This window comes from Niveispirillum sp., assembly GCF_052437035.1.
Taxonomy (GTDB): Bacteria; Pseudomonadota; Alphaproteobacteria; order Azospirillales; family Azospirillaceae; genus Niveispirillum.
Map to the genome: position 1 here is coordinate 65,117 of NZ_JBQVOH010000003.1, position 25,349 is coordinate 90,465.

At 63.8% G+C, this 25,349-nt stretch carries 21 protein-coding genes; 16 read left to right on the plus strand and 5 right to left on the minus strand.

Annotated elements, in window-relative coordinates; all coding sequences use genetic code 11:
* Window positions 1–23 precede the first annotated feature (23 nt).
* A complete protein-coding gene (locus ACT6Q8_RS09595; protein WP_444732392.1) occupies window positions 24–818 on the plus strand; it encodes an IclR family transcriptional regulator domain-containing protein in 795 nt (264 codons plus the stop codon).
* A gap of 39 nt (window positions 819–857) precedes the next feature.
* Here ACT6Q8_RS09595 and ACT6Q8_RS09600 read toward each other — a convergent pair whose 3' ends face one another.
* On the minus strand, window positions 858–2,075 hold the full coding sequence (locus ACT6Q8_RS09600) for a serine hydrolase domain-containing protein (RefSeq protein ID WP_444732391.1): 1,218 nt from the start codon (window positions 2,073–2,075) through the stop codon (window positions 858–860).
* Window positions 2,076–2,377: 302 nt separating this feature from the next.
* Between ACT6Q8_RS09600 and ACT6Q8_RS09605 the strand changes: the two genes are divergently transcribed.
* From ACT6Q8_RS09605 to ACT6Q8_RS09635, 7 genes are all read left to right on the plus strand, one after another.
* Entirely contained in the window at window positions 2,378–2,791 is a 414-nt protein-coding gene (locus ACT6Q8_RS09605) for a c-type cytochrome (protein ID WP_444732390.1), read from the plus strand.
* A 33-nt stretch (window positions 2,792–2,824) separates the two neighbouring features.
* A complete protein-coding gene (locus tag ACT6Q8_RS09610; RefSeq protein WP_444732389.1) occupies window positions 2,825–4,018 on the plus strand; it encodes an FAD-dependent oxidoreductase in 1,194 nt (397 codons plus the stop codon).
* 27 nt (window positions 4,019–4,045) lie between these two features.
* The gene (locus ACT6Q8_RS09615) at window positions 4,046–4,804 is read left to right on the plus strand and encodes a maleate cis-trans isomerase family protein (RefSeq protein WP_054166569.1); all 759 of its coding nucleotides are present in this window, start codon (window positions 4,046–4,048) and stop codon (window positions 4,802–4,804) included.
* 3 nt (window positions 4,805–4,807) lie between these two features.
* Window positions 4,808–5,716, plus strand: coding sequence for a polysaccharide deacetylase family protein (locus ACT6Q8_RS09620; RefSeq protein WP_102113742.1), 909 nt, complete (start codon window positions 4,808–4,810; stop codon window positions 5,714–5,716).
* Between the two features lie 177 nt (window positions 5,717–5,893).
* Window positions 5,894–7,240: an MFS transporter gene (locus ACT6Q8_RS09625; protein ID WP_444732388.1), complete on the plus strand. Its 1,347-nt coding sequence runs from the start codon at window positions 5,894–5,896 to the stop codon at window positions 7,238–7,240.
* 6 nt (window positions 7,241–7,246) lie between these two features.
* Window positions 7,247–8,065 (plus strand): inositol monophosphatase family protein, encoded by an 819-nt coding sequence (locus ACT6Q8_RS09630; RefSeq protein ID WP_054166273.1) that lies wholly within the window; start codon window positions 7,247–7,249, stop codon window positions 8,063–8,065.
* Between the two features lie 5 nt (window positions 8,066–8,070).
* Window positions 8,071–9,528 carry an alkaline phosphatase D family protein gene (locus ACT6Q8_RS09635; RefSeq protein WP_444732387.1) on the plus strand — a complete coding sequence of 486 codons (1,458 nt, stop codon included), beginning with the start codon at window positions 8,071–8,073 and terminating at the stop codon, window positions 9,526–9,528.
* A gap of 16 nt (window positions 9,529–9,544) precedes the next feature.
* Here ACT6Q8_RS09635 and tpiA read toward each other — a convergent pair whose 3' ends face one another.
* Window positions 9,545–10,297 (minus strand): triose-phosphate isomerase, encoded by a 753-nt coding sequence (gene tpiA, locus ACT6Q8_RS09640; RefSeq protein ID WP_444732386.1) that lies wholly within the window; start codon window positions 10,295–10,297, stop codon window positions 9,545–9,547.
* Window positions 10,298–10,301: 4 nt separating this feature from the next.
* Entirely contained in the window at window positions 10,302–10,487 is a 186-nt protein-coding gene (locus ACT6Q8_RS09645) for a hypothetical protein (protein ID WP_444732385.1), read from the minus strand.
* A gap of 461 nt (window positions 10,488–10,948) precedes the next feature.
* On the opposite strand from ACT6Q8_RS09645, the gene ACT6Q8_RS09650 reads away from it, so the two are divergent.
* Both ACT6Q8_RS09650 and ACT6Q8_RS09655 read left to right on the plus strand, forming a co-directional pair.
* Window positions 10,949–13,507 carry a TonB-dependent receptor gene (locus tag ACT6Q8_RS09650; RefSeq protein ID WP_444732384.1) on the plus strand — a complete coding sequence of 853 codons (2,559 nt, stop codon included), beginning with the start codon at window positions 10,949–10,951 and terminating at the stop codon, window positions 13,505–13,507.
* Between the two features lie 69 nt (window positions 13,508–13,576).
* Window positions 13,577–14,857 (plus strand): histidine-type phosphatase, encoded by a 1,281-nt coding sequence (locus ACT6Q8_RS09655; RefSeq protein WP_444732383.1) that lies wholly within the window; start codon window positions 13,577–13,579, stop codon window positions 14,855–14,857.
* A gap of 259 nt (window positions 14,858–15,116) precedes the next feature.
* Here ACT6Q8_RS09655 and iolG read toward each other — a convergent pair whose 3' ends face one another.
* Window positions 15,117–16,097, minus strand: coding sequence for an inositol 2-dehydrogenase (gene iolG / locus ACT6Q8_RS09660; protein ID WP_444732382.1), 981 nt, complete (start codon window positions 16,095–16,097; stop codon window positions 15,117–15,119).
* 17 nt (window positions 16,098–16,114) lie between these two features.
* On the minus strand, window positions 16,115–17,101 hold the full coding sequence (locus tag ACT6Q8_RS09665; protein ID WP_444732381.1) for a Gfo/Idh/MocA family protein: 987 nt from the start codon (window positions 17,099–17,101) through the stop codon (window positions 16,115–16,117).
* 183 nt (window positions 17,102–17,284) lie between these two features.
* Here ACT6Q8_RS09665 and ACT6Q8_RS09670 point away from each other — a divergent pair, with 183 nt between their 5' ends.
* The 6 genes from ACT6Q8_RS09670 (at window position 17,285) to ACT6Q8_RS09695 (ending at window position 25,312) form a co-directional block, all read left to right on the plus strand.
* Entirely contained in the window at window positions 17,285–18,169 is an 885-nt protein-coding gene (locus ACT6Q8_RS09670; protein ID WP_444732380.1) for a MurR/RpiR family transcriptional regulator, read from the plus strand.
* 131 nt (window positions 18,170–18,300) lie between these two features.
* Complete coding sequence (locus ACT6Q8_RS09675) at window positions 18,301–20,226, plus strand: bifunctional 5-dehydro-2-deoxygluconokinase/5-dehydro-2-deoxyphosphogluconate aldolase (RefSeq protein ID WP_444732379.1); 1,926 nt, start codon at window positions 18,301–18,303, stop codon at window positions 20,224–20,226.
* A complete protein-coding gene (gene iolD / locus ACT6Q8_RS09680; protein WP_444732378.1) occupies window positions 20,223–22,064 on the plus strand; it encodes a 3D-(3,5/4)-trihydroxycyclohexane-1,2-dione acylhydrolase (decyclizing) in 1,842 nt (613 codons plus the stop codon). Before ACT6Q8_RS09675 ends, iolD begins: the two co-directional genes overlap by 4 nt.
* 2 nt (window positions 22,065–22,066) lie before the next feature.
* Window positions 22,067–22,975, plus strand: coding sequence for a myo-inosose-2 dehydratase (iolE, locus tag ACT6Q8_RS09685; RefSeq protein WP_444732377.1), 909 nt, complete (start codon window positions 22,067–22,069; stop codon window positions 22,973–22,975).
* Complete coding sequence (gene iolB / locus ACT6Q8_RS09690; protein ID WP_444732376.1) at window positions 22,972–23,775, plus strand: 5-deoxy-glucuronate isomerase; 804 nt, start codon at window positions 22,972–22,974, stop codon at window positions 23,773–23,775. The genes iolE and iolB overlap by 4 nt, the downstream gene beginning before the upstream one ends.
* A 34-nt stretch (window positions 23,776–23,809) precedes the next feature.
* Complete coding sequence (locus ACT6Q8_RS09695; protein ID WP_444732375.1) at window positions 23,810–25,312, plus strand: CoA-acylating methylmalonate-semialdehyde dehydrogenase; 1,503 nt, start codon at window positions 23,810–23,812, stop codon at window positions 25,310–25,312.
* The last annotated feature ends 37 nt before the right edge of the window (window positions 25,313–25,349 follow it).

Here is a 25,349-nt window from a genome sequence, read left to right on the forward strand (position 1 = left end):
ATATTTGTCGGGGGGAGGGGTGAATGGAGAAGGGGGTGCCGATCCGGGCCATCAGCCGTGCAATTGCGGCGTTGAAGGCGATCAACCGGCAAGGCTCGCTGACCATGATGGAAATTGCACGGGCGGCGGAGGTGCCTTATCCCACCGCCTGCCGTCTGGTGCAGACCCTGGTCTATGAAGGGCTGGTGGAGCAGGAGCCGGACCGCAAGCGTTATCGCCCCACGGCCATGGTGCAGTCGCTGGCCTATGGGTTCCAGGACGATGACCGGCTGGTGGAGATCGCGCGACCGCATATCGTGTCGCTGACGCGGCGCATCGGCTGGCCCATTTCCATCGCGTCGCGTGTGGGCCGCAACATGATGCTGCGCGACAGCACGCATGCCAACACGGCCCTGACCTTCGAACGCTATTATCCCGGCTTCACCCTGCCCGTGCTGGACAGCGCGTCGGGCAAGCTTTCCATGGCCTACACGCCCGACGAGGAGCGTGAAACCCTGCTGCGCTGGATGAAGGTGTCGCAGGAAGTGGACCCGGAATATCTGAAGGCTGCCCGTGCCGGACTGAATGTTGAGCGTATCCGGTCACAGGGCTATGCCGTCCAGGGCCGCAATCATCACAATCTGACGCCGGGGAAGACCGCCTCCATCGCCGTGCCGATTTTCCTGGGTGAAAATTTCAAGGCGGCGATGACGGTGATCTTCTTTGCGTCGGCCATGAAGCCGGAGGCGGCGCTGGATCGGTATCTGGATGATCTGAAAGGCACCGCGGACATGATCAGTGCGGAACTGACCCAGGCGGCGGCGCTTAATCAGAGGTGATCTGGTGCCGGGGGTGAGGGTACCCCCCACCCCCCAAAATCACTTCCCCTGCGCCACCAGCTTCACCGGCTTCACCAGCCCACGCAGCAGAATGTTGGGCAGATAGGCATTGTCCCAATCTACGCCCTTCGGCGGGTTCGGCCCCATGCGCAGGGCGATCAGGCCGGTCTTGCGGGACACGAAAACCGTCTGGTTGCCATTGCCGTCGAACAGGAACAGGTCCTTGTCCAGATAGGGTTCGGAATGCAGCACCTTCGGCCCCGGTGCCCCCGGCGCGCCGAAACCACGGCGTTCGACATAGGGGCCGGCGACCCACAGGCCCAGGCCATAATGCCGGTTCTGCGCCGTCGCGGTGGCCATTTCCTGGACATAGCCCTTGGGCAGCAGACGCTTGGTGCCAACCTTGCCATCATCCAGCAGCAGCTTTGCCAGATGCAGCCAGGCCCGCGCCGGCAACATCATGCAGCAACCGGAATGGGCCAGCCCGCCCGGCCGGTTCACCCAGACCTCACCCCCTGGCGCACCGGTCGGGATCAGCAGTTCGGTGCCCACGAATTCCGCATAACGGCGGCCCGTCGCCCTTTCGATGACCAGCGCCACCAGTTCAGAGGTGGCGTTGGAATAGCCATAGCGTGTCCCCGGCGCGTCGGTCAGGGGATAATCCTTGACGATATAGGTGCCATGATCGACCGATAGATAGGCGAGATTCCAGGGATGGTTGGGATCGGCATTGAACCCCTGTTCCAGAAAGCCGGTACGCATATCTAGCAGGTGACGGATCAGCATCGCTTCCTTGGGTGTGCCCTTCCATTCGGTGATGAAGTCAGAAACGCTCTGGTCCAGCGACTTGATCTTGCCCATTTCAATGGCGCGGCCCACGATCATGGCCGTCATCGGCTTGGACAGCGATTTCGATGCCAGCGGCGTATCGGCATTGGTGCCCGCGAAATATGTTTCGTCCTGCACCTTGCCATCATGCCAGACGATGAAGGCCTGGGCGCCGCTGGCTTCCGCATAGGAACGGGCGGCGTTCAGGGCATCCGGCTTGATGCTGCTCCGGCCCGGCTGGACCATGGGAAGGGCGGTGGGGGCACCGGCGACCGGCTCACGCGGCTGGTACAGCGTTTCCATCGGGCCGCCGGCGGTCAGTATGGCCAAGCGCTGCGCATAAACGGTATCCGCATCCGTCTGCGCCATCGCGGTGCCAGATATGGTCAGGGCCAAAAGGGTGGTCAACCAGAAAGACGCGTACCGCATGCCAAACCTTCCCGTTATTGGTTGATCCTGAACGAAAAAGACCGCGGTGTCGAAGGATCGGCGCCGCGGTCAGTTTTCGGGAACTCAGTGCTCGCGATGCGGAGAACCGCTGGTCGCAGGTTGACCATAGGCGCGTATGCATAGACCCGACAGGGCAGGCGGAGGGTTTATCCACCCTGTGGCCAGATATGGACCCGTGTATCGACGGCCCATTCGGCATGCGCCCAAATACCAGCATGCGGATCGCCCATTTCGATTAGAGCGGTTCCAAATAATCGTTCTGCATGGAGGCATGAACAGCCATGGCATTTGTCGGAAAGAAATATCGTAGCCTTTCGGCGCGCGCCATCATTCCCGCCATTCTGGTCTCCGTCATGCTGTCGAGCGCTCCTGCCGCGATGGCGCAGACGGCCCCCGACAAGGGTGAGCGCCTGTTCCTGCGCTGCCGTACCTGCCATGAGGTGGCGGCGGGCAAGCCTAACAAGGTCGGTCCCAATCTGCATGGTTTCTGGGGCAAGCCTGCCGGCCATGTCGAGGGGTTCAAATATTCCGACGCTTTGCGCAACAGCGGTGTCGTTTGGGACGAGAAGACGCTGGATGTCTGGCTGACGCATCCGACCACGCTGGTCGGCGGCACGACCATGGCGTTCATCGGTCTGCCGGAAAAGGCCGACCGTGATGCCCTGATCGCCTATCTGCAAAAAGCTACCAACTGACATCCCACCCGCATAAATAGAAAGGCAGTTCCCATGATCCGAACGCAGGTGGTGATCGCCGGCGCCGGCCCGGTTGGCACGGTCGCGGCCTATTATCTGGCCCGCCAGGGTATTGACGTATTGGTGCTGGAGGCCGGTGCCGATTGTGCGCAGGATCTGCGCGCCTCCACCTTTCATCCACCCACGCTGGAAATGCTGGATGAGCTGGAGATCACGCCCTTCCTTCTGGAAAAGGGCCTGAAGGCGCCGATCTATCACTACCGTGACCGCCGCACGGGGCAGGTGGTGGAGTTCGACCTGGGTGAGCTGGAGGGCAGCACCCGCTACCCCTACCGCCTGCAATGTGAACAGTATCATCTGGCCCGCGCGCTCGCGGAAAAGCTGGAGGCGCATCCCAAGGCCACCGTGAAGTTCGGCAGCCGTCTGGTTTATGTGAACCAGGACGAGACGGGTGTGGATCTGGCCTATGAGACGCCGTTCGCCATCGAGAAGGTGCGCGCCGACTGGCTGATCGGTGCCGACGGCGCCAATTCCGCCGTGCGCAAATGGCTGGGCATCGGGTTCGACGGCTTCACCTATCCGGAGAAGTTCCTGTGCCTGTCCACGGCGGAACCGCTGGAAGACTATTTCCCGAATCTGGCGCATGTGAATTATGTCGCCGATCCGGAGGAATGGCTGGTTCTGCTGCGGGTGCCGTCGGTCTGGCGCATCCTGCTGCCGGCCACGCCGGAAAGTTCGGATGCTGATCTGGTGTCGGATGAAAACCGTGACCGCGTGTTCCAGCGTCTGATCGGCAAGACCGGCGTCAAGACCCATCACCGCACCATCTATCGCATGCATCAGCGGGTGGCGGAAAGCTTCCGCAAGGGCCGCGCCTTCCTGATCGGCGACAGCGCGCATCTGAACAACCCGCTGGGCGGGTTTGGCATGAACAGCGGTATCCATGATGCTTTCAACCTGTGCCAGCGTCTGACCGCCATCATCAAGAATGGCCCGGATGAAGCGAGCCTGGACCAGTTCAGCCGCCAGCGCCGCGGTGCCGCCCGCAGCTTCGTGCAGGCACAGACCATCCAGACCATGGAAATGATGAAGGAAGGCCACGCCTCGGCACAGGAAAAGCGCCGGGACGAGATGCTGGCCATCCGTAACGCTCCGGAGCGGCGGCGTCAGTTCCTGATGCGGCAGGCGATGTTCCAGAGCCTGGCCGACGCCGCGGCGATCGACTGACCATATCCAGCAGACAGGGGAATGTTCATGCAGGATGAAGCCAAGGACAGCCGTGGCTGGCGCAAGGTGTTCGGGGTGCTGGGGCCCAGCACGAATACCACCGTGCAGCCCGATTTCGACGATATGCGCCCGGCCGGCGTGACCAACCATTACAGCCGCATCATCGTTTCCAACGCCCAGGCCATCAGCAATGAGACCTTCCTGGCCGGCACGCAGGCCATCGCCGACAATACGGTCGATGCCGTGAAGTCGGTGATGACCGCCGATCCGGATTATCTGGTCATGGGCATGTCGGCGATCACCTTCTATGGCGGGGCGGAAGGGGCAGCGCGGTTCCGCCGCCAGATCCGGGAGGTCAGCGGGCTATATCTCTCCACCGGTTCTGAATCGCTGGCCGCCGCCATCGCCGCCTATGGCGGGGTGAAGAAGGTGGCCTTCGTGTCGCCCTATTACCCCGTTGCCAATGAACAGGTCCGTAACTTCCTGTCCGATTACGGGTATGAGACGGTGCGCGATGTGCCGCTGCAATGCCCGTCCTGGACCTCTATCGCGCGCGTCGGCACCAGCCGCCTGCGTGAGGTTCTGAAACAGCTGGACGGTGATGATGTCGATGCCATCCTGCAGGTCGGCACCAACCTGTCGATGGTGAAGCTGGCCGCGGCGGCGGAGATGTGGCTGGGCAAGCCCGTGATCGCCATCAATACGGCCACCTATTGGCACGCGCTGCGCGCCAACGGTATCCAGGACAAGGTCTACGGCTTCGGTCGCCTGCTGGAGGAATTCTGATCCATGTTGTCCTATGATTATGTGCCGCTGCCCAAGCGCGGTCCTCTGCGCTGGCCCGACGGCAAGAAGGTCGCGCTGATCCTGACCTTCAACCTGGAAACCTGGGACCTGACCAAGGACACGGACAAGCCGTACTATGCCGGTGGCCCGGCCATCCTGCCGGATGTTCTGCCCGGTGACACGCCCGATTTCCCGAATTTCACCTGGCGTGAATATGGTCAGCGGGTGGGCATCTGGCGTCTTTACGACCTGTTCGATGAGATGGGCGTCAAGGCGAGCTGCACCACCAACGCCGTCACATTCGAACGGCGCAAGGCGATGGTCGATGCCTGCCTGGAACGCGGCTGGGAGCTTCTGGCCCATAATTATGAACAGGGCGAGCTGCTGACCAATTTCGCCAAGGACCCGGCCAAGGAGCGCGACATCATCCTGCGCTCCATCGAGATGTACGAGCGGCATGTGGGCCGCCGCCCGTTGGGCTGGCTGTCCTCCTCGCTGCGCGGCACCTTGAATACGGCGGGCATCCTGGCCGAACAGGGTTTCCTGTTCTATTGCGACATCATGAATGATGATCAGCCCTATCCGTTGCAGACGGAAAACGGGCCGCTGGTGTCGGTGCCCTATTCCAACGAAATCAATGATTTCACCCTGCTGACCCGCCGCAATCTGACCACCGACGCCTTCCGCGATACGCTGATCGAGGAACTGTCGGTGCTGCGTCAGGAAGGGGCGAAGACGGCGCGCTTGATGAATGTGGGCCTGCACCCGCATGTCACGGGCCGCGCCTATCGTATCCGGGGCCTGCGGGAATTCCTGGAATATGCCAAGAGCCTGGATGATGTCTGGTGGCCGACGCGGGAGGAACTGGCCCGCTGGTATCTGGCCAACAGCGAAGGCCACATGCCGGGCTGACAACCCGTCCTTGTCATTGAAACGGAAAGCCGGGCGCCTGACAGCGCCCGGCTTTCTGCGTTAATCGCGTCGATAAGTCGATTGCGTGATGGAAAATATCTTCTAAATTTTTAGAATATGGAATATCTTGCCTTCCAACGCGACGGGATGAACCGTCCGGCTGGGGAGGAGAGCGCCATGCTGCGCGCGTTGCTGGGCTTTTTCGCCACGGGGCCTGACCGCCCGGTGACGGCGGACGCGGCGGCGGTCGATGCCGCCTATCGCCGTTACCGTATCCGCGTGATGCTGGCCATCACGCTGGGCTATGGCCTGATCTATACCTGCCGGCTGGCGCTGGGCGTGGTGAAGAAGCCGCTGATCGATGCGGGCGTGTTCTCACCGGCCGAACTGGGCCATATCGGATCGGCATTGTTCTACACCTATGCCATCGGCAAGCTCACCAACGGGTTTCTGGCCGATCACGCCAATATCCGTCGCGCGCTGGCGGTAACCTTCCTGCTGACGGCGCTGTGCAACCTGACCATGGGATTTGTCACCAGCGTCTGGATGGCTGTCCTGGTCTGGGGCCTGAATGGCTGGTTCCAGAGTTTCGGGGCGCCGGGTGGCGTGGTGGCCATGACGTCCTGGTTTTCAAATCGGGAGCGGGGCCGCGCCTATGGCGTCTGGTCCACGGCCCATTCCATCGGTGAGGGTTTGACCTTCCTGGTCGTGGGCTCGCTGGTCGGCTGGCTGGGCTGGCAGGCCGGTTTCTTCGGGCCGGGGCTGATCGGCATCGCGACCGCCGCCGGTGTCTGGTTCCTGTTGCAGGACAGGCCGCAGACGCTGGGCCTGCCGCCCGTCAATGACTGGAAGGGCGACCATTACGGGGAAAAGCCGAAGGTCGACCCGCGTTCCGTCCTGGCGCAGCAGCTGCATATCCTGAAACTGCCGGCCATCTGGGTTCTGTGCCTGGCATCGGCCACCACCTATGTCACCCGCTATGCCATCAATTCCTGGGGCGTGCTGTACCTGCAGGAGGCGCGGGGCTATTCCCTGGCCATGGCGGGGACGCTGCTGATGGTCAGCACTGTGGCCGGCATTGTCGGCGCCATCAGCTTCGGCCTGTTATCGGACAAGCTGTTCCAGTCGCGCCGCCCGCCGGCCAACCTGCTGTTTGGTGTGCTGGAACTGATCGGCATGCTGCTGATCTTCTTCGGGCCGAACAGCGTGCCGCTGCTGCTGCTGGGCATGGTGCTGTTCGGGGCCGGCATGACGGGGCTTGTTACCTCCTTGGGCGGGCTATTCGCCGTTGATATCGCGCCCAAGCGAGTGGCAGGCGCGGCGATGGGGGTGATCGGCATTTTCAGCTATGTCGGGGCGGCCCTGCAGGAACATGTTTCCGGCATGCTGATCGACCGTGGCATGACCATGGTGGACGGGGTCCGGCATTACGATTTCGGCCCGGTGATCTGGTTCTGGATTGCCGCGTCGGTGGTTTCCATGGTTTTGGCGGCGACCCTGTGGCGCACGCGATTGAGGGATTGATCCATCATGAATTCCCCATCCCCCGAACTGTCGGCGATGATCGATGCGGCCCAGGCCGCCGGTCACGGGCTTCTGCGCCGCTTCTCGCAACTGTCCGAACTGGTCATCCGCGCCAAAAGCGGACCGGCGGACCTTGTCTCCGTCGCGGATGAGGAGGCGGAGCAGACGGCCCGCACCATCCTGTCCCGCTTCCGCCCCGACTACGCTTTCCTGGGTGAGGAAGGCGGACAGGTCGGGGGCCGCGATGCCAGCCACAGCTGGATCGTCGACCCGCTGGATGGCACCACCAACTTCCTGTTCTCCTGCCCGCTCTGGGGCGTCAATGTCGCCCTGGCGCGCGATGGAGAGGTGGTGGCCGGTGTGACCTACATCCCCGTGATGGAAGAGATGTTTGTGGCGGAGAAGGGGCGCGGGGCCTGGCTGAATGGCCGGCGCATCCATGTCTCCACCCGCGCCACGCTGGGTGACGCGGTGCTGTCCTGCGGCATGCCGTTCGCGGGCAAGCCCGATCATCCGGTCTTTGCCCGTGAAATGGCGCTGCTATCCGCGGATGTCGCGGGTCTGCGCCGTACGGGTGCCTGTGCGGTCGATATGGCCTATGTCGCGTGTGGCCGCTGGGATGCGTACTGGGAACGCGCGCTGAATGCCTGGGACATGGCGCCCGGTTTGATCCTGGCGACAGAGGCCGGTGGCACCATCAGCAATGTGCGGGGTGACAGGCTGGATCTTCATGGCCAGAATGTCTGCATCAGCAATGGCCGCATCCACACCGCCTTGGTGGACCGGCTTAACCAGGCCCTACACGAAGCCCAGAACGAAGGATAAGCAGTATGCGTTTCCATGGCAGCCGGCGGCAGTTCCTGGCCGGCACGACATCGCTGGCCGGTGTGTCTCTGTGGCCGGCGGCTGGGCTGGCGGCGGTGCTGGGTTACCCGCGCGCCCTGCAGGGGCCGATGGTGGGCGCGCCTGGCCCCGGCCATGTCACCGTCTGGGTCCGGGCCAGCGGGGCCTTTGATGTCACGCTGGAGGTGGCGGCGGAGCGGACCTTCGCCAAGGTCATCGCCACGCAGACGGTGCGGGCACGCTCAGAGGATGATTGCTGCGTCACCCTGCGTGCCGACGGGTTGAAGCCGGCCACCACCTACTGGTACCGGTTGAAGTTCGACGGGCAACTGGATCGTGAACAGCCCTTCCCCTATCGCACCCGCACCGCGCCCGCCGGCAGAGCGGATTTCCGGATCGCCTTCGGGTCTTGCTGCCGTATCCAGTTCGACGGCGAACAGCCCATCTGGTCGGTGGTGCAGGCGCTGGAGCCGGACATGTTCTTCTGGCTGGGCGATAACATCTATGGCGACAGCGACGAGCCGGCGGCGCTGGCCGAGCTGTATGGGCGGCAGCGGCTGGTTCGCCGCCTGGAACCGCTGCTGCGCGGTACACCGCAACTGGCCATCTGGGACGATCATGATTTCGGCTATAACGGATCGGACGGCACCAGCCCCTACAAGGACGGCTCGCTGAACGTTTTCCGTCACTACTGGCCCAACCCATCCTTCGGGCAGGCGGACAGTAAGGGTGTCTATTTCAAGCAATCCTATGGCGGGGTGGATTTCTTCTTCCTGGATGGTCGCTATTACCGCGATCCCACCGAAAATCGCGACGATGCCAGCAAGACCATGCTGGGTGCCGCACAGAAGGCGTGGCTGAAAGCCGGGCTGCTGGAAAGCAAGGCGATATTCAAGGTGCTGGTTTCTGGCACCGGATGGTCCACGGCGGAGAATGAAAAGGGTGGAGACAGCTGGGGCGTGTTCATGACGGAGCGGAACGAGATTTTCGATTTCGTGCGCGACCGGAACATCGGCGGTGTCGTCTGCATCTCCGGCGACAGCCATATGGGCGAGTTGAACTGTATCCCCCGATCCGCCCATGGCGGGTACGACATCTATGATCTCTGCTCCTCGCCGCTCGCCCAGATGCCAGCTACCAAGAACCTGCGCCAGATGCCGGAGGTGCGCATTCGCGACACCTGGAACCGCAGCGTCAATGTCGGGGTGCTGGATTTCCAGATGGGCGACAAGCCTAGCCTGACCATGACCCTGCATGATGTGTCGGGCGCACGGGTCTGGGAACCGCTGGTCCTGACCCCGGCCGACCTGACCAATGGCAAGCGCACCTGGGACGTGAAGGCCGATCCCGGCGAATTGAAGCGTCTGGAAAGGTTCCGCAAGGGCGGGGGCTATTACGGCACCGACATGCCGGAAGGCTGGCCGGAAAAGCCGTATTATCAGTGAGGACAGGGGCGGCGCGTCAGGCGCCGCCCAGCCCGGCGAGGGCAATCGCCTTGAAATCTGCGGCCTTCAGGCTGGCCCCGCCCACCAGCACCCCGTCCACGCCGGGCAGGTGCAGGATGCTGGCGGCGTTGGCCGCCGTCACCGATCCCCCGTAAAGCACGCGGACATCCCCGCCACCCGGCAGCAGCGTGGCGAGTTCCGCCGTGATCAGCGCATGCATGCCGGCGATGGTGCCGGCATCCGCATGACGGCCCGTGCCGATGGCCCAGACGGGTTCATAGGCGATGATGACGCTGTCCGCATTCAAACCGGGCGGCAGACTGTCGCGCAGCTGCCGGGCCACGATGGTGCCGGCCAATCCTGCCTCCCGCTCCGTCAGCGTTTCCCCAATGCAGATCAGTGGGCAAAGCCCGGACGACAGGGCCGCCGCTGCCTTGGCCGCGACCAGGGCGCTGTCTTCCCCCTGTGATCGCCGTTCGGAATGGCCCAGGATGACATGACTGGCCCCGGCATCGGCCAGCATGGCGGCGGAAAGATCGCCCGTATGGGCGCCGGATGCCCGATAATGGCAATCCTGCGCGCCGACCAGCAATGGTCCGGACCCCGCCAGCGTGGCGATATCGGACAGCAGGGTGGCGGGCGGACAGATCAGCATCTGCACCCCTGGCCGCACTGTCTCCAGCCATTCCGCAAGGTCGCGCGCCAGGGCCAGCCCATCGGCGCGCAGCCCGTTCATTTTCCAGTTCCCGGCGATAAATGGAACGTTCATTTCATCACCTCCGTACCGTCTTGGTCCGTTTCGGGGCCATCGGAATGACCCGCGCCATGCCCAGCCGTCCGGGGGATTGCCCCGCCTGACGCAGGATTTCAGCCAGATGATGGCCCGCATCCTTATCACCGGGCGGGTGCAGGATCGTCACTTTCTGCATACGGATCATAGGGTTGCGTACCCTGGCCATGGGGCGGCTCCGGCATTGTCGGGGGAAGGGGAGGGCGCCCGAGGCGTCCGTGGAATGCAAATTCCATCGGCCCATAAAAAAATACAAGAAAAATTCCATTTATGTTGACGAATGGAATTTTCGTTCATAAGATCACATCAACAATCGAAACCGGTGGTGATTCCGATCTGGATCAGCCATCACAATAACAATTCAGGGAGACAATGATGCCCAGGAACGGAAGGGCTGGTCGTGGCAGACGACAGCACCCAACCACACGGTCGAATGCATGTTCCCACCGCCCTGGCGGCGGATGAGGGGAACTGCGGACCTGTGCATTGCATGGATGTTCCGCAATCGCTTGCAATGAAGAATTCATGGGGATGACGCGGCGCCTTTGCAGATGGCGGCCAGAAGCAAGGCCAGGATGCCTTGCCACCTTTTGCATCCCCGTTTGAAGATCAGCCTTTCTGGAGATGACAATGACGCCGTCGAAGAAAACTGGCGCGCTGCTGACCACCCGGCTTGTGGGTTGCGTCAGCCTGTTGGCCCTGTCCGCCGCCACCCTGTCCCAGGCCGCCGCGCAGTCGGCGCCGCCGGCAGGCGACATGCTGGAGGAAATCCAGGTCACGGGCATGCGTCTGGCCGAGAAGAAGGCCCTGGAGCTGAAGCAGAACGCCGTGGGCATCGTCGATGCCGTGGTGGCCGATGATGTGGGCAAGCTGCCGGACCAGAATGTGGCCGAAGCCATCAAGCGCCTGCCCGGCCTGTCGGTCGCCAATGACCAGGGCGAAGGCCGCTATGTCATCATCCGCGGCGTCAGCCCCGATCTGGCCAATGTCACCCTGAACGGCCAGACGGCGGCGGCACCCGAACCGGCGGGCCGGTCGGTGAAGCTGGACGATATTCCGTCGGCCATGATCGGGTCGGTGGAGGTGGTGAAAAGCCTGACTCCCGACCGCGATGCCAATGCCATCGCCGGTCAGGTGAATATCAATACGGTCAGCGCCTTTGACCGGAACAAGTTCTTCGCCACTGCGCGCGGGTCTATCGGCCAGTATCAGCTGAACAAGAAGCATCCGTTCGGCGGCGATGTCACTGTGGGCGATATCTTCGGTGATGATCGGCAGTTCGGTCTGGTCCTGTCCGCCAATTATGATGAACGGCCTATCCGGTCGGAGAATGTGCAGGGTTCCACCAACTGGCGCACCGTGGGCGGTTATGCCGTGCCGGACGATTTCCGTCCGCGCGAATATAACCTGACCCGCAAGCGCATCGGCGGCGTCGCCAATTTCGACTGGAACGTCAACGACGCGACGAAACTGTATCTGCGCAGCTCCTACGCTGAATATTCCGACAGCGAGGTGCGCGATCAGTTCCGTGTGGAAATCCCCACCACCATCACGGCGCAGACGGCCACCACCGGTAGTTTCCGGGCGCGCGGCACCCGGTTCGTGCGGGTACGCGAGGAGGATGACAATACCGTCACCGCCAATGCCGGCGGCAAGTTCGAGATCGGCGAGGGCACGCTGGAGGTGGACGCCACCTATACCCGTGCCGTGAAGGAAGACCCGCTGCGCAGTGAGTGGCAGTTCCGCACCGGCTCCAACGCCTTCACCGCTACCTTTGATACGACCAGCGACATCTATCAGGTGACACCGGCGGCGGAGGCCTATAACGCCGCCCTGTATGGCGCGCGCTCTGTTTCCTACGACCATCGCAAGGCGGAGGAGAACCTTTACCAGTATCGGGCCGATTACAAGCTGCCCGTGGAACTGGGTGATGATGCCTTTGTGAAGGTCGGTGCTAAGTATCTGTCGCGGCACAAATCCAACAACCGCGATTATGAAAGCTATGATGCCACCGGCTTCACCCTGGCCGCGGTGACGGCGGAGACGACTGGCCGCGCCGTATTCGGCGGGCGGTTCCCCATCGATCCGCGCGTGGATTATGCTGCCGCAGAGGCCTATGCCGCGTCCCATGCGGGTTCGCTGACCTACAGCCGGTCCGGCTCCATCTCCAACACCCTGGCCAATGATTACAAGGTGACGGAGGATGTGACGGCGGCCTATGCCATGACGTCGATCACCTTTGACCGGCTGACCCTGATCCCCGGCGTGCGTATGGAACATACGCAGGGTGACTTCGCGGCCAAGATCATCAATGCCGCCTCGACCCCCGCCCAGGATTTCAATTCCTTCGGCAAGAGCAGCTATACCGACTGGTTCCCCGGTATCAATGCTCGGTTCGATGTGAATGAGCGGTTCATCCTGCGCGGTGCCGTAACCACGGCCATTGGCCGGCCCAACTACGCCGACCTGCCGCCCTTCATCTCCGTCGATACGGGTGCCGCCAGTGTCAGCAAAGGTAATCCCGACCTGACGCCGCTGAAGGCTGTGAATTTCGATCTGTCGGTCGAATATTACCTGCCCAGTGAGGGCGTGCTGTCGGTGGCCCTGTTCCAGAAGGACATCGACAATCCGATCTACAGCCAGGCCATCACCGTTACCAACGGCACCTTTGGCGGCATCACCCTGCCGAACGCCCTGGTCACCACGCCGCTGAATGCCAAGTCGGCGACCGTCAAGGGCGTGGAGGTGAATGCCAGCATCCAGGGCACCTTCCTGCCGTCGCCCTTCGACGGGCTGGGCGTGCAGGGCAACCTGACCCTGACGGACAGCAAGTCCAAGGGCGTGCTGGGCCGCACCGACACGCTGCCCATGTTCAGCCAGTCCAAGCGCGTAGCATCGGCGCAGATTTATTATGAAAAGGATGGGCTGTCGGCCCGTGTCGCCTATTCCTACCGTTCGCCCTTCCTGGATACGGTCGGGGCCAACAAGGCGACCGATATCTATACCGACAGCAACGGTTCCATGGATGCCCGCCTGGGCTACAATTTCACCAAGCAGCTTGAGGTCTATCTGGAAGGGGCGAACCTGACCGATGCCAAGTTCCGCCGCTATATCGGTGTGAAGCATCAGATGGCAGAGGCCGAGCGTTATGGCCGGTCGGTTAAGCTGGGCGCGCAGTTCAAATACTGATGCACCGTCCCTGTGACCCCGGCGGTGATTGGCCGCCGGGGTTTCCTTGTCCGACAGAGGGGAAACCCCATGATGCACAAGATGCTGCGCCTGCTTCTGGCCGCCACGGCCCTGTGCCTGCCGCTGACGGTGGCTGCCGTTGAGCTTCCGGCACAGCCGGCGGGCCTGAGCCTGGAAAAGGTGGCGATGTTCACCCGCCACGGCATCCGCCCGCCCACCAAGGAGCCGGCTGCCGGTCTGGCCGCACAGGCCTGGCCCAGCTGGTCCGTGCCCTATGGCAACCTGACCGACCGTGGCGCGCAGGGTGTGGTGCTGCTGGGCCGGTTTGACCGGCAGTTCTTTGCCGCGCGCGGCCTGTTCCCCGCCGATGGCTGTCCGGCGGATGGGCAGTACAAAGTGGAAGCCAGCGCCAAGGAACGCGCCATCCGCACCGCCAAAAGCATGGTGGAGGGCTTTGCCCCGTCCTGCACGGTCACGGTGACCTATCCGACCACCGCTGACGAGGACAGTGTCTTCCACCCGCTGACCGTGCCCGGCAACCGCCTGGACCCGGTGAAGGCCATGGCCGCCTCTTCCGTGAAACTGCCACCCGGCGGGCTGAAGCAGGAGATGGCGGAGTTCGAGACGGAATTTGCCCTGTTGCAGAAGGCGCTGGGCCCGCAGGGCGATGGATGGTGCGCCAAGAAGAAGCTGCCGGCGGGGTGCAAGATCACCGATCTGCACACCGCCCTGGAACCGGATGAGGAGGAGGGGCGGCCCGATGTGGGCGGCGCCTTCGGCCAGGGGTCGACCATCAGCCAGACCTTCCTGCTGGAATATCTTGAAGACAAGCCGATGGAGCAGGTGGCCTGGGGCCGGGCCAGCCGCGCCGATATCGAACGCATGCTGAATTTCCATCCGCTGAAATTCAAATATGAGAACCGGCCTTCCTACATTGCCGACCGCGCGGCGGCGCCCATCATGCGCCGATTGCTGTCGTATTTGCAGGATGGGCAGGTGAAGCTGGCCCTGATGGCGGGCCATGACACCAATATCGCCGATCTGGCCGGCATGCTGGACCTGCATTGGCGCATCGACAGCTATCCTGCCGACGATACCCCGCCGGGTGGGGCCATCGGGATCGAGATGTTGCGCGATCAGAAGGGCCAGCGTTTCATCCGCGCCTTCTACCGCGCCCAGACCATGGACCAGTTGCGCAATCTGGAACCGCTGGACGTGAAGGCCAACCCGGCGGTCGTCACCTACATGGCCCTGCCGCTCTGTGCCAAGGGAGCAGACAAGACCACCTGCCGGGCGGAGGATTTCTTCGCCGCCGTTGATGCCAAGCTGAAGGCCGCCTCCCAACCCTGACGGTTCCTTCCTCTCCTGCTTCAACACCGTCAGCCTTGCCGCACCGGAGCGATCCGGGGCGGCTTTTGTTTTCATGTCGCTCCCTCACCCTCCCCAACGCTGGCGCGTTCGGGCCCCTCCCTCTCCCACCTTCGTGGGCGAGGGAAGAAGTTCTTGCCCCTCGCCCGTTTATGGGAGGGTGAGGGGACAACAGTTTCAGAAAGCAAAAGGCCCGCTCCAGTCAGAGCGGGCCTTCGTGTCGCTGGGCAGGAGAACGCAGTTACAGCGTCACCACCTGTCCGCTTATTACCGACTGTGCCGCTGCTTCGGCCAGTTCAAGCGCGCCGACCCCATCCGCATAGGTGATGGCAGGACTGGTCTTGCCCGACAGGATGTCGGCGAAATGGTCCATTTCCAGGCGGTAGGCAGCGGTGTAGCGGTCCAGGAAGAAGTTCTGCAGCCGGTCGGCGGCTGCACCCTCCGCTCCCCAGACGGACACGGTGCTTTCCAGCACATTGTCGGCCTTCACCATGCCCTTGGACCCGAACGCCTCAATCCGCTGGTCATAGCCGTAGCCGCTGCGCCGGCTGTTGGAGATGACGCAGAGCTTGCCACTGCCCGTACGCAGCAGGATCTTGGCCGTGTCGACGTCACCAGCCTCCCCGATGGCGGGATCGACCAAGCAGCTGGCGGCGGCATAGACCTGGGTCACCTTCTCGCCCAGCAGCCAGCGGGCCATGTCGAAATCATGGATGCTCATATCCTTGAAGATGCCGCCCGACACCTTGATATAGGACACGGGCGGCGGGGCCGGATCGTGGCTGGTGATCTGCACCGTTTCCAGCGCCCCCACGGCCCCGCTGTCCAGCCGGGCCTTCAGCGCTTGGAAATGCGGGTCGAAGCGACGGTTGAAGCCCAGGAACAGCCGGGCGCCGCCCAGGCTGGCGGCGGCGGAGCGGGCGCGTTCAAGGTCCTGATCAATGGGCTTTTCGCAGAATACAGCCTTGCCGGCGGCGACCGCGCGGCAGGAATAATCCAGATGCGTGTCGGTGGAACTGGCGATGATCACGCCGGCCACCGACGGATCGGCCAACGCCGTCTCCAGGTCAGCCACCTGCGCGCCGGTTTCGCCGGCCAGGTCGGTGGCTGCGGCGGCCATCGGGTCCACGATATATTTCAGGCGCAGGCCCGGATGACGGGCGGCGTTGGTGGCGTGGATGCGGCCGATGCGGCCCGCGCCCAGAATAGCAATGTCATGCATGGTTTCAGCTTTCCATTCTACAATTTGACAGGCTGGCCGGTCTGAACCGACAGGGCCGCCGCTTCGGCCAGGGCCAGCGCGTCGATGCTGGCCTGGTATCCGGTTTCCGGTTTGGCCGTGCCGGCCAGAACCTGGGCGAAATGGTCAAGTTCGGCGGCATAGGCACCGGCATAGCGGTCCATGAAGGCATAGGGGAAGGCGTCGGCCTGAGCGCCCGCTTCACCCCAGACGCTGACGGTGCTGCGCACCTCATTCTCCATGCGCGCCATGCCCTTGGACCCGAAGGCCTCGATCCGCTGGTCATAGCCATAGCCGGTGCGGCGGCTGTTCGACAGGGTGCAGAGCCGCCCCGATCCAGTGCGCAGGACCAGCTTGGCCGTATCGACATCGCCCAGCCGCCCGATCTCCGGATCGACAAGGCAGGAGGCCCAGGCGAAAATCTCCACCACCCGTTCCCCCAGCATCCAGGGGGCGAGGTCCAGATCATGGATGGTGAAATCCTTGAACAGGCCGCCGCTGCCGGGGATGAAGCCGGGCGGCGGGCTTTCCGGGTCGTGGTTCACTACATGCAGGGTTTCCAGATTGCCGATGGCGCCACTGTCGATGCGGGCCTTCAGGGCGCGGACATGCCGGTCAAACCGCCGGTTGAAGGCCACGAACAGCGACGGCGCATCCGGCCCGAAATGCCCCTCGGATGCCCGCAGGCGGGCCAGATCCAGGTCCAGCGGCTTTTCACAGAACACGGCCTTGCCCGCGGACAGGCAGGCCACGACATGATCCAGGTGACAATCCGTGGCGCTGGCCACAATCACGCCCTTCACATCTGCATCCGACAGGACATCATCCAGCCCGGCCACGCGGGCACCGGTCCGGCTGGCCAGACGGTCAGCGGCATCGGCGCGCGGGTCCACGATATAGGCAAGGTCGAGGGCGGGATGGACGGCGGCATTGCCGGCATGGACCCCGCCCATTCGGCCCGCCCCCAATTGTGCGATCTTGAACATGCAACCTCCCCTGGACGGTCGGATGCCGTCCTTGTCTGGAACAGGCCTATCATGGAACGAAAATTCTTTCCATTTAAAAAATAGAATTCATCTGCCGTTCAGCTTCAATGGTCGATATTCTGCATCGGAACGGATATTCTATCTGAAGGCGTGTTGGAACCGAGGGGCAAGATGGAAGAGGAAATGTCGGATTTGGCGGCACCGCCCGCCACGGCGGAGGAATTGCGGGCCCTGATCTTGGAACGCTATGACGGATTGTCGAAGCGGTTGAAGCAGATCGCGCGCTTCGTGCTGGACCAGCCGAATGAGACGGCGCTGGAAACCCTGGCCGTGATTGCCGAGCGGACCAATGTGCAGCCATCGGCCATCATCCGCTTTGCCAAGACCTTCGGGTTTTCCGGGGCCAGCCAGATGCAGCGGCTGTTCCGTGATGGTCTGGTGTCGGGCAATGCCGCCCTGAACTATGGCGAACGGGTACGCAGCTTTGCGCAGAGTGCGGCGACCAACCCGGCCCGCAACCCGGCGGAACTTCTGTCGGAATTTGTGGGCGGCAATGTTCTGGCGCTGCAAACATTGGAACAGCCGGCGACGGTGGAACAGGTGGACGGGGCCATCCGCCTGATCCAGGCCGCCGACACGATCTATGTCGCGGGGTTCCGCCGGTCGTTCCCGGTGGCCTCTTATCTGGCCTATCTGCTGCAACAGGTGGGGCGGCGTACCATCCTGGTCGATGGGGTGGCGGGGCTGGCGCGACAGCAGATGTCAGCCATCCGCAAGGGCGACCTGCTGATCGGTATCTCCTATCAGCCCTATGCCGGTGAAACGCTGGAACTGGTGGAACGCGCGGTGGAGCAGGGGGCCGATATCCTGGCCATTTCCGACAGTCTGGTCAGCCCCATCGCCAAGCCCGCCACCTGTGTTTTGCAGGTGCGCGAGGCGGAGGTGCGGGGCTTCCGCTCGCTGGCAGCCAGCATCTGTCTGGCCCAGGCGCTGGCCATCGGGCTGGCTTTCGCGGCTGAGGAAAAGCCCGTGGAACCGGCGCCTAAGCGCAAGGGGCGCAAGGCTTGATGGTGGAGTTTTCATTCTATTTTTAAATGGAATGAAATTTCCATTGCATTCTACGATGAAACGCCATAGCTATGGAGACGGAATTGACGGCCCGGTGAACGGGCCCCCGCGACACGCATGGGGAGTGTTGAATGCCCTCTCAGGATCAACAGACCCTGGACCTTCTGGCCATTGGCCGGTCCAGCGTCGACCTTTACGGCCAGCAGGTCGGTGGGCGATTGGAGGATATGGCCTCCTTCGCCAAATATGTCGGTGGCAGCCCGACCAACACTGCCGTGGGCGGTGCTCGCCTGGGTTTGCGCACAGGTCTGCTGACCCGTGTCGGCGCCGACCATATGGGGCGTTTCATTGCCGAACAGTTGGCGCGGGAAGGGGTGAACACCAAGGGCGTGATCACCGATCCGGCCCGCCTGACCGCCCTAGTCATCCTGGGCATCCGCGACCGGGAGAATTTCCCGCTGATTTTCTATCGGGAGAACTGCGCCGATATGGCGCTGGTGCCCGAGGATGTAGATCTGGAACTGGTGGCCCGTGCGCGGTCGGTGCTGATCAACGGCACCCATCTGTCGCAGCCCGGCGTGCGGGCCGCCAGCCTGAAGGCCACCCGCGCCGTGCGGGCGACTGGTGGGCGCGTTGTGTTCGATATCGATTACCGCCCCGTGCTCTGGGGCCTGACGGGCCGCGACGCCGGCGAAAATCGGTTCGTCGCCGCACAGGCTGTCACCGACAGTTTGCAGGAGGTGCTGCCGCTCTGCGATCTGATCATCGGGACGGAGGAGGAGGTGCATATCTTGGGCGGCAGCACTGACACCATCGCTTGCCTGCGCGCCATCCGGGAAAAGACCGACGCCCTGCTGGTGGCCAAGCGCGGCCCCATGGGCTGTGTGGCCTTTCCCGGCGCCATCCCCGACAGCCTGGATGATGGCGTCGGTGCGCGCGGCTTCCCGGTGGAGGTCTATAATGTGCTGGGCGCGGGCGATGCCTTCATGGCCGGGTTCCTGCGCGGCTGGTTGCGTGATCTGCCCCTGGAGCAATGTTGTGAGTTGGGCAATGCCTGCGGGGCCGTCGTGGTGTCGCGCCATGGCTGTGCGCCGGCCATGCCAACCTGGACGGAGTTGCAGCATTTCCTGGCCGATGAAGACCGCCCGTTCCGCCTGCGCGAGGATAAGGACCTTGAGCACGTGCATTGGGCCACCACGCGTCAGGGCACCTATCCGGAACTGACCGTCCTGGCCGTGGACCACCGCAGCCAGTTTGAAGATCTGGCAGCCGAACTGGGCGTGGATATCGGTCTTGTTCCGGCCTTCAAGAATTTGGCCCTGTCGGCGCTGGACCGCGTGGCGGGGGGTGACCCGCGCTTTGGTGTGCTGCTGGACGGGCGGTTCGGGTTCGATGCGCTGGCGCGGGCGGGTGACTTCCCCTACTGGATCGGCCGGCCCATTGAGGAGCCGAAATCCCGTCCGCTCGCCTTTGAAAGCAGTGCGGATGTGGCGACGGAAATTGCCGAATGGCCGCTGAACCATGTCGTCAAATGCCTGGTCTTCTACCATCCCGATGATCCCGCCGACCTGCGCGAACGCCAGGAACGGCAGGTGCTGCGCCTGTTCGATGCCTGCCGCAAGACACGGCACGAACTGCTGCTGGAGGTGATTGCCCCGCCCGGCAGTACCGTGGACAGCGACACCATCGCCCGCGCGGTGCAGCGCTTCTATGACCTGGGTGTGCGGCCCGACTGGTGGAAGCTGGAACCGGTGGAGGATGCTGCGGCCTGGGGCAAGATCTCCCAGGTGGTGGAACAGAATGATCCGCTGTGCCGGGGTATCGTCCTGCTGGGCCTGTCGGCACCGGAGGAGGAACTGGTCGCGTCCTTCCAGGTGGCGGCCTCCTTCCCACAGGTGAAGGGTTTCGCCGTGGGTCGCACCATTTTCCACGATGTGGCCCGCCTTTGGCTGACGCGCAGCATTGATGATGAACAGGCGGTCACGGCGCTGGCCGGAAAGCTGACGCGGCTGGTCACGGCCTGGCGGAATGCGCGTGAATTGGGGATGGCCACATGAAAACGATCCGACTGACCGCTGCCCAGGCCACGATACGCTGGCTGGCGGCGCAGAGGGTGGAAGGGGAAGGGGGACCTGTCCCCTTCTTCGCCGGGGTCTGGGCCATCTTCGGCCATGGCAATGTTGCCGGCCTGGGGGAGGCATTGCACGGCATCGGCGACGCCCTGCCCACCTACCGCGCGCATAATGAACAGGGCATGGCCCATGCCGCCATCGCCTTTGCCAAGGCTAGCAACCGCCGCCGGGCCATGGTCTGCACCAGTTCCATTGGCCCCGGCGCCACCAACATGGTGACCGCGGCGGCGCTGGCCCATGTCAACCGCCTGCCGGTGCTGTTCCTGCCCGGTGATGTCTTCGCCAGCCGGCGGCCCGACCCGGTGTTGCAGCAGGTGGAGGATTTTGGCGACGGCACCGTATCGGCCAACGATTGCTTCCGGCCCGTCAGCCGCTATTTCGACCGCATCGTGCGACCGGAACAGCTGCTGGACGCGCTGCCCCGCGCCATGGCGGTGCTGACCGATCCGGCGGATTGCGGGCCGGTGACGCTGGCCTTCTGTCAGGATACGCAGGCCGAAGCCTATGACTGGCCCGAACGCTTCTTTGAGGAACGCGTCTGGCATTTCCGGCGGGTGGAACCGGACCCGCGCGAACTGTCGCTGCTGCGCGACCGGTTGGCCAAGGCCGAACGGCCCCTGATCATCGCCGGCGGCGGGGTGCATTATGCCGGGGCGGCGGGGATATTGGCGGATTTCGCCCGTGCGACCAGCGTACCGGTAGCGGAGACGCAGGCCGGCAAGGGCGCCTTGCCCTGGGACCATCCGGCCAATCTGGGCGCCATCGGTGTGACGGGCAGCGAGGCGGCGAACAAGGCGGCGGATGCGGCCGACCTGATCATTGGCATCGGCACGCGTCTGGCCGATTTCACCACCGGTTCGCGCCGCCTGATCCATAATCAGGGTCGTGATCTGGTGCAGGTGAATGTCGCCGCCTTCGACGCCCATAAGCATGGCGCCCTGCCGGTGGTGGGTGATGCGGGCCGGGTTCTGGAACGGTTGATGACGGGTCTGTCGGGTTGGACCGCACCCGCCGGCTGGGTAGCGTCGCTGAGCGATGCCCGCGCGGCCTGGGATGCACAGGTCGAAAGCGTTACCGCCCCGCCCGCCGGTGCCGGCCTGCCCACCGATGCACAGGTGATCGGCGCGGTACAGCGGTCCGCCGCCGATGACGCCATCATGGTCTGTGCCGCCGGTGGCCTGCCGGGTGACTTGCACAAGCTGTGGCGCGTGCATCGGCCCGGCGGATACCATATGGAATATGGCTATTCCTGCATGGGGTACGAAATCGCCGGCGGTGTCGGCGCGGCCATGGCACAGCCGGATCGGCCCGTGCATGTCATGGTGGGCGACGGTTCCTACCTGATGATGAATTCCGAACTTGCCGTGTCGGTCATGCTGGGAACCAAGCTGATCATCACCTTGCTGGATAATCGTGGTTTCGGCTGTATCAACCGGTTGCAGGCGGCAACGGGTGGTGCGCCCTTTAACAACCTGCTGGCCGATGCCCGCCACCGGGACATGCCCCGCATTGATTTCGCCGCCCACGCCGCCAGCCTGGGTGCCATCGCGGAAAAGGTGTCGGATATCGCCGAACTGGAAGCGGCCCTGGCCCGCGCGCGCAAGGCCGACCGCAGCACGGTGATCGTGATCGACACCGACCCGCGCCCGTCCGATGCCGGCGGCGGGGCCTGGTGGGATGTGGCCGTGCCGGAGACATCATCGCGTGAGCAGGTGCGCCAGGCGCGCGCCGCCTATCAAACCAAGATCAATGAAGGTCTGTGATCATGAGCATCCGTTTCGGCGTTAGCCCCATTGCCTGGATCAATGACGACATGCCCGAACTGGGCGGCGATACCCCGCTCTCCACGGTCCTGTCGGACACGGCCGAGATCGGGTTCACCGGGATCGAACTGGGCGGGCGGTTTCCGCGCGATCCCGCCGCCCTTCGTGACCTGCTGGGCGGCTACGATCTTAATCTCGTCGGTGGCTGGTACAGCGGCAATCTGCTGACCCAGGATGCAGAGGCGGAGATCGCGGCGCTTCAGCCGCATCTGGCCCTGTTGAAGGCGCTGGGCACCGATGTCTTTGTCTTTGCCGAGACCAGCAACGCCATCCATTGCCGCAAGGAAATCCCCCTGAACGACACACCGTCCCTGACGGAGGCCGAATGGGCGCAGTTCGGTGCGCGGCTGACCGCCGTGTCGGATTATCTGAAGGGCCAGGGCATGCGCATGGCCTATCACCACCATCTGGGCACGGTGGTTGAACGGCCAGCCGATCTGGATGCCTTCCTGCGCCATACGGGCCCCAGCGTCGGCCTGACCGTGGATACCGGCCATGCCGTGCTGGGCGGTGTCGATCCGCTGGCCCTGCTGCGCGACCATCCCGAACGCGTGGCCCATGTCCATTGCAAGGATGTGCGCAACGATGTCTTTGCCCGGGTACGCGAAACGGGGATGAGCTTCCTGGATGGTGTTCTGGCCGGCATGTTCACCGTGCCGGGTGACGGCAGCATCGATTTCGGCGCTGTCATGCGCACCCTGGCCGATATCGGCTATAGCGGCTGGGTGATTGTGGAGGCGGAGCAGGACCCTGCCATCGCCCCGCCGGCCCAGTATGGCCGCATCGGTATCCGCACCTTGGCCGAGGCCGCAGCGGCGGCGGGCCTGAATGTGGTGGGGAGGTGGGCATGAGCCGGCTGCGTGTCCGCCCCACGGCCCCCGATGCCGATGGCCGCACCCTGTCGGTGACGCCGGAAAGCGCGGGCTGGGGCCATGTCGGTTTTGCCCTGCACCGGTTGGCACCGGGACAGAGTGTGTCGGGTCATGAACCCGAGCGGGAAATCTGTCTGGTGCTGGTGGCCGGTACGGCGCGCATTGTGGCGGGAGAGGTCGATCTGGGCCTGACCGGCGGACGCGAAAGCCCGTTTGTCGATGCCGCCCCTGGTGCCGCCTATATCCCCGCCGGGGCGCCCTACACCGTTACAGCGGAGGGTCCGGTCGAACTGGCTGTCTGTTCGGCACCCGGCCGGCCCGGTGGTGATGCTCGGCTGATCGAACCGGCCCGCATGGGGCGGGAGGTACGCGGTCAGGGCACCAACACTCGCCATGTGCGCAACATCCTGCCCGAGGGCGAACCCGCCGACAGCCTGCTGGTGGTGGAGGTGGTCACGCCCGGCGGCCATTGGTCCAGCTATCCCCCGCACAAGCATGATACGGCGCGGGAGCAGGAAACGCTGCTGGAGGAAACCTATTACCACCGCCTGAACCCGCCCCAGGGCTTCGCGTTCCAGCGTGTCTATACCGACGACCGGTCGCTGGATGAGACGGTGTGCGTGGAGGATGGCGATGTGGTGATGGTACCGCGCGGGTACCATCCCGTCGGTGCCCCCCATGGCTATGATCTTTATTACCTGAATGTGATGGCGGGGCCGGAGCGCAAATGGCGTTTCCACAATGACCCCGCCCATGAATGGATCACGGGACCGCGCTGAATCGCCGTTTCCCGTCAAATCAGGAACATGAACGATGCGCGAGATCTCGCATTTCATCGATGGGCAGCGCCTGCCCGGACGGTCGGGCCGTTACGCCGATGTGTTCGATCCCAATTCCGGGCAGGTGCAAGCCCGTGTGGCATTGGCCAGCGGCGGTGAACTGGACGCGGCCATTGCCTCTGCTGCCCGCGCGCAGCCGGCCTGGGCCGCCATGAACCCGCAGCGCCGGGCGCGTGTCATGTTCAATTTCAAGCATCTGCTTGAAAAGCACATGGATGAGCTGGCGCATCTTCTGTCGTCCGAACATGGCAAGGTCATCGCCGATGCCAAGGGCGATATTCAGCGCGGGCTGGAGGTGATTGAGTTCGTCTGCGGCATCCCGCATCTGCTGAAGGGTGATTATACCCAGGGTGCAGGGCCGGGCATCGATGTCTATTCGATGCGCCAGCCGCTGGGCGTGGTGGCCGGCATCACGCCGTTTAATTTTCCGGCCATGATCCCGCTCTGGATGCTGGGGCCGGCGGTGGCGGCGGGCAATGCCTTCATCCTGAAGCCGTCGGAACGCGACCCGTCGGTACCGGTCCGGCTGGCCGAACTGCTGATGGAGGCGGGGCTCCCGCCCGGCATCGTCAATGTGGTGCAGGGCGACAAGGAGGTGGTGGAAGGCATTCTGGATCACCCAACCATCCGCGCCGTCAGCTTTGTCGGGTCCAGCGATATTGCCCATTCCGTCTACAATCGCGGTTCGGCTGCCGGCAAGCGCATGCAGTGCATGGGCGGGGCCAAGAACCATGGCATCGTTCTGCCCGACGCCGATCTGGATCAGGCCGTGGCCGATATCATCGGCGCCGCCTATGGCTCCGCCGGGGAACGCTGCATGGCCCTGCCCGTGGTGGTGCCGGTCGGCGAACGCACGGCCCTGGCCCTGCGCGACAAGCTGGTGGCGGCCATCGGCGGCCTGCGCGTCGGCGTTTCCACCGATGAACAGGCCCATTACGGCCCCGTTGTCACGGCCCAGCACAAGGCCCGCATCGAACGCTATATCGCGATGGGGGTGGAGGAAGGGGCCGATCTGGTGGTCGACGGGCGGGGATTGAGCCTGCAGGGCCATGAGGAAGGCTATTTCCTGGGTCCCACCCTGTTCGATCATGTGAAGGCCGACATGCAGGCCTATCGCGATGAAATCTTTGGCCCCGTGCTGCAGATCGTGCGTGCCGACAGCTTTGCCGAGGCCATCAGCCTGCCGACCCGGCACGCATACGGAAACGGTGTCGCGATCTTTACCGCCAATGGCGATGCGGCCCGCGAATTCGCCGATCAGGTGGAGATCGGCATGGTCGGCATCAATGTGCCGATCCCGGTGCCCGTCGCCTATCACAGCTTCGGCGGCTGGAAACGGTCGGGTTTCGGTGACCTGAACCAGTATGGCATCGACGGCATCCGTTTCTTCACCCGCACCAAGACCGTGACCCAGCGTTGGCCCCGCCGCCAGGGCGCGGTTGTGGACCAGAGCTTTGTGATCCCGACGATGCGCTAAGCCCGCATCCTGGGCCAACCCCCATGGCAGGGGGGCT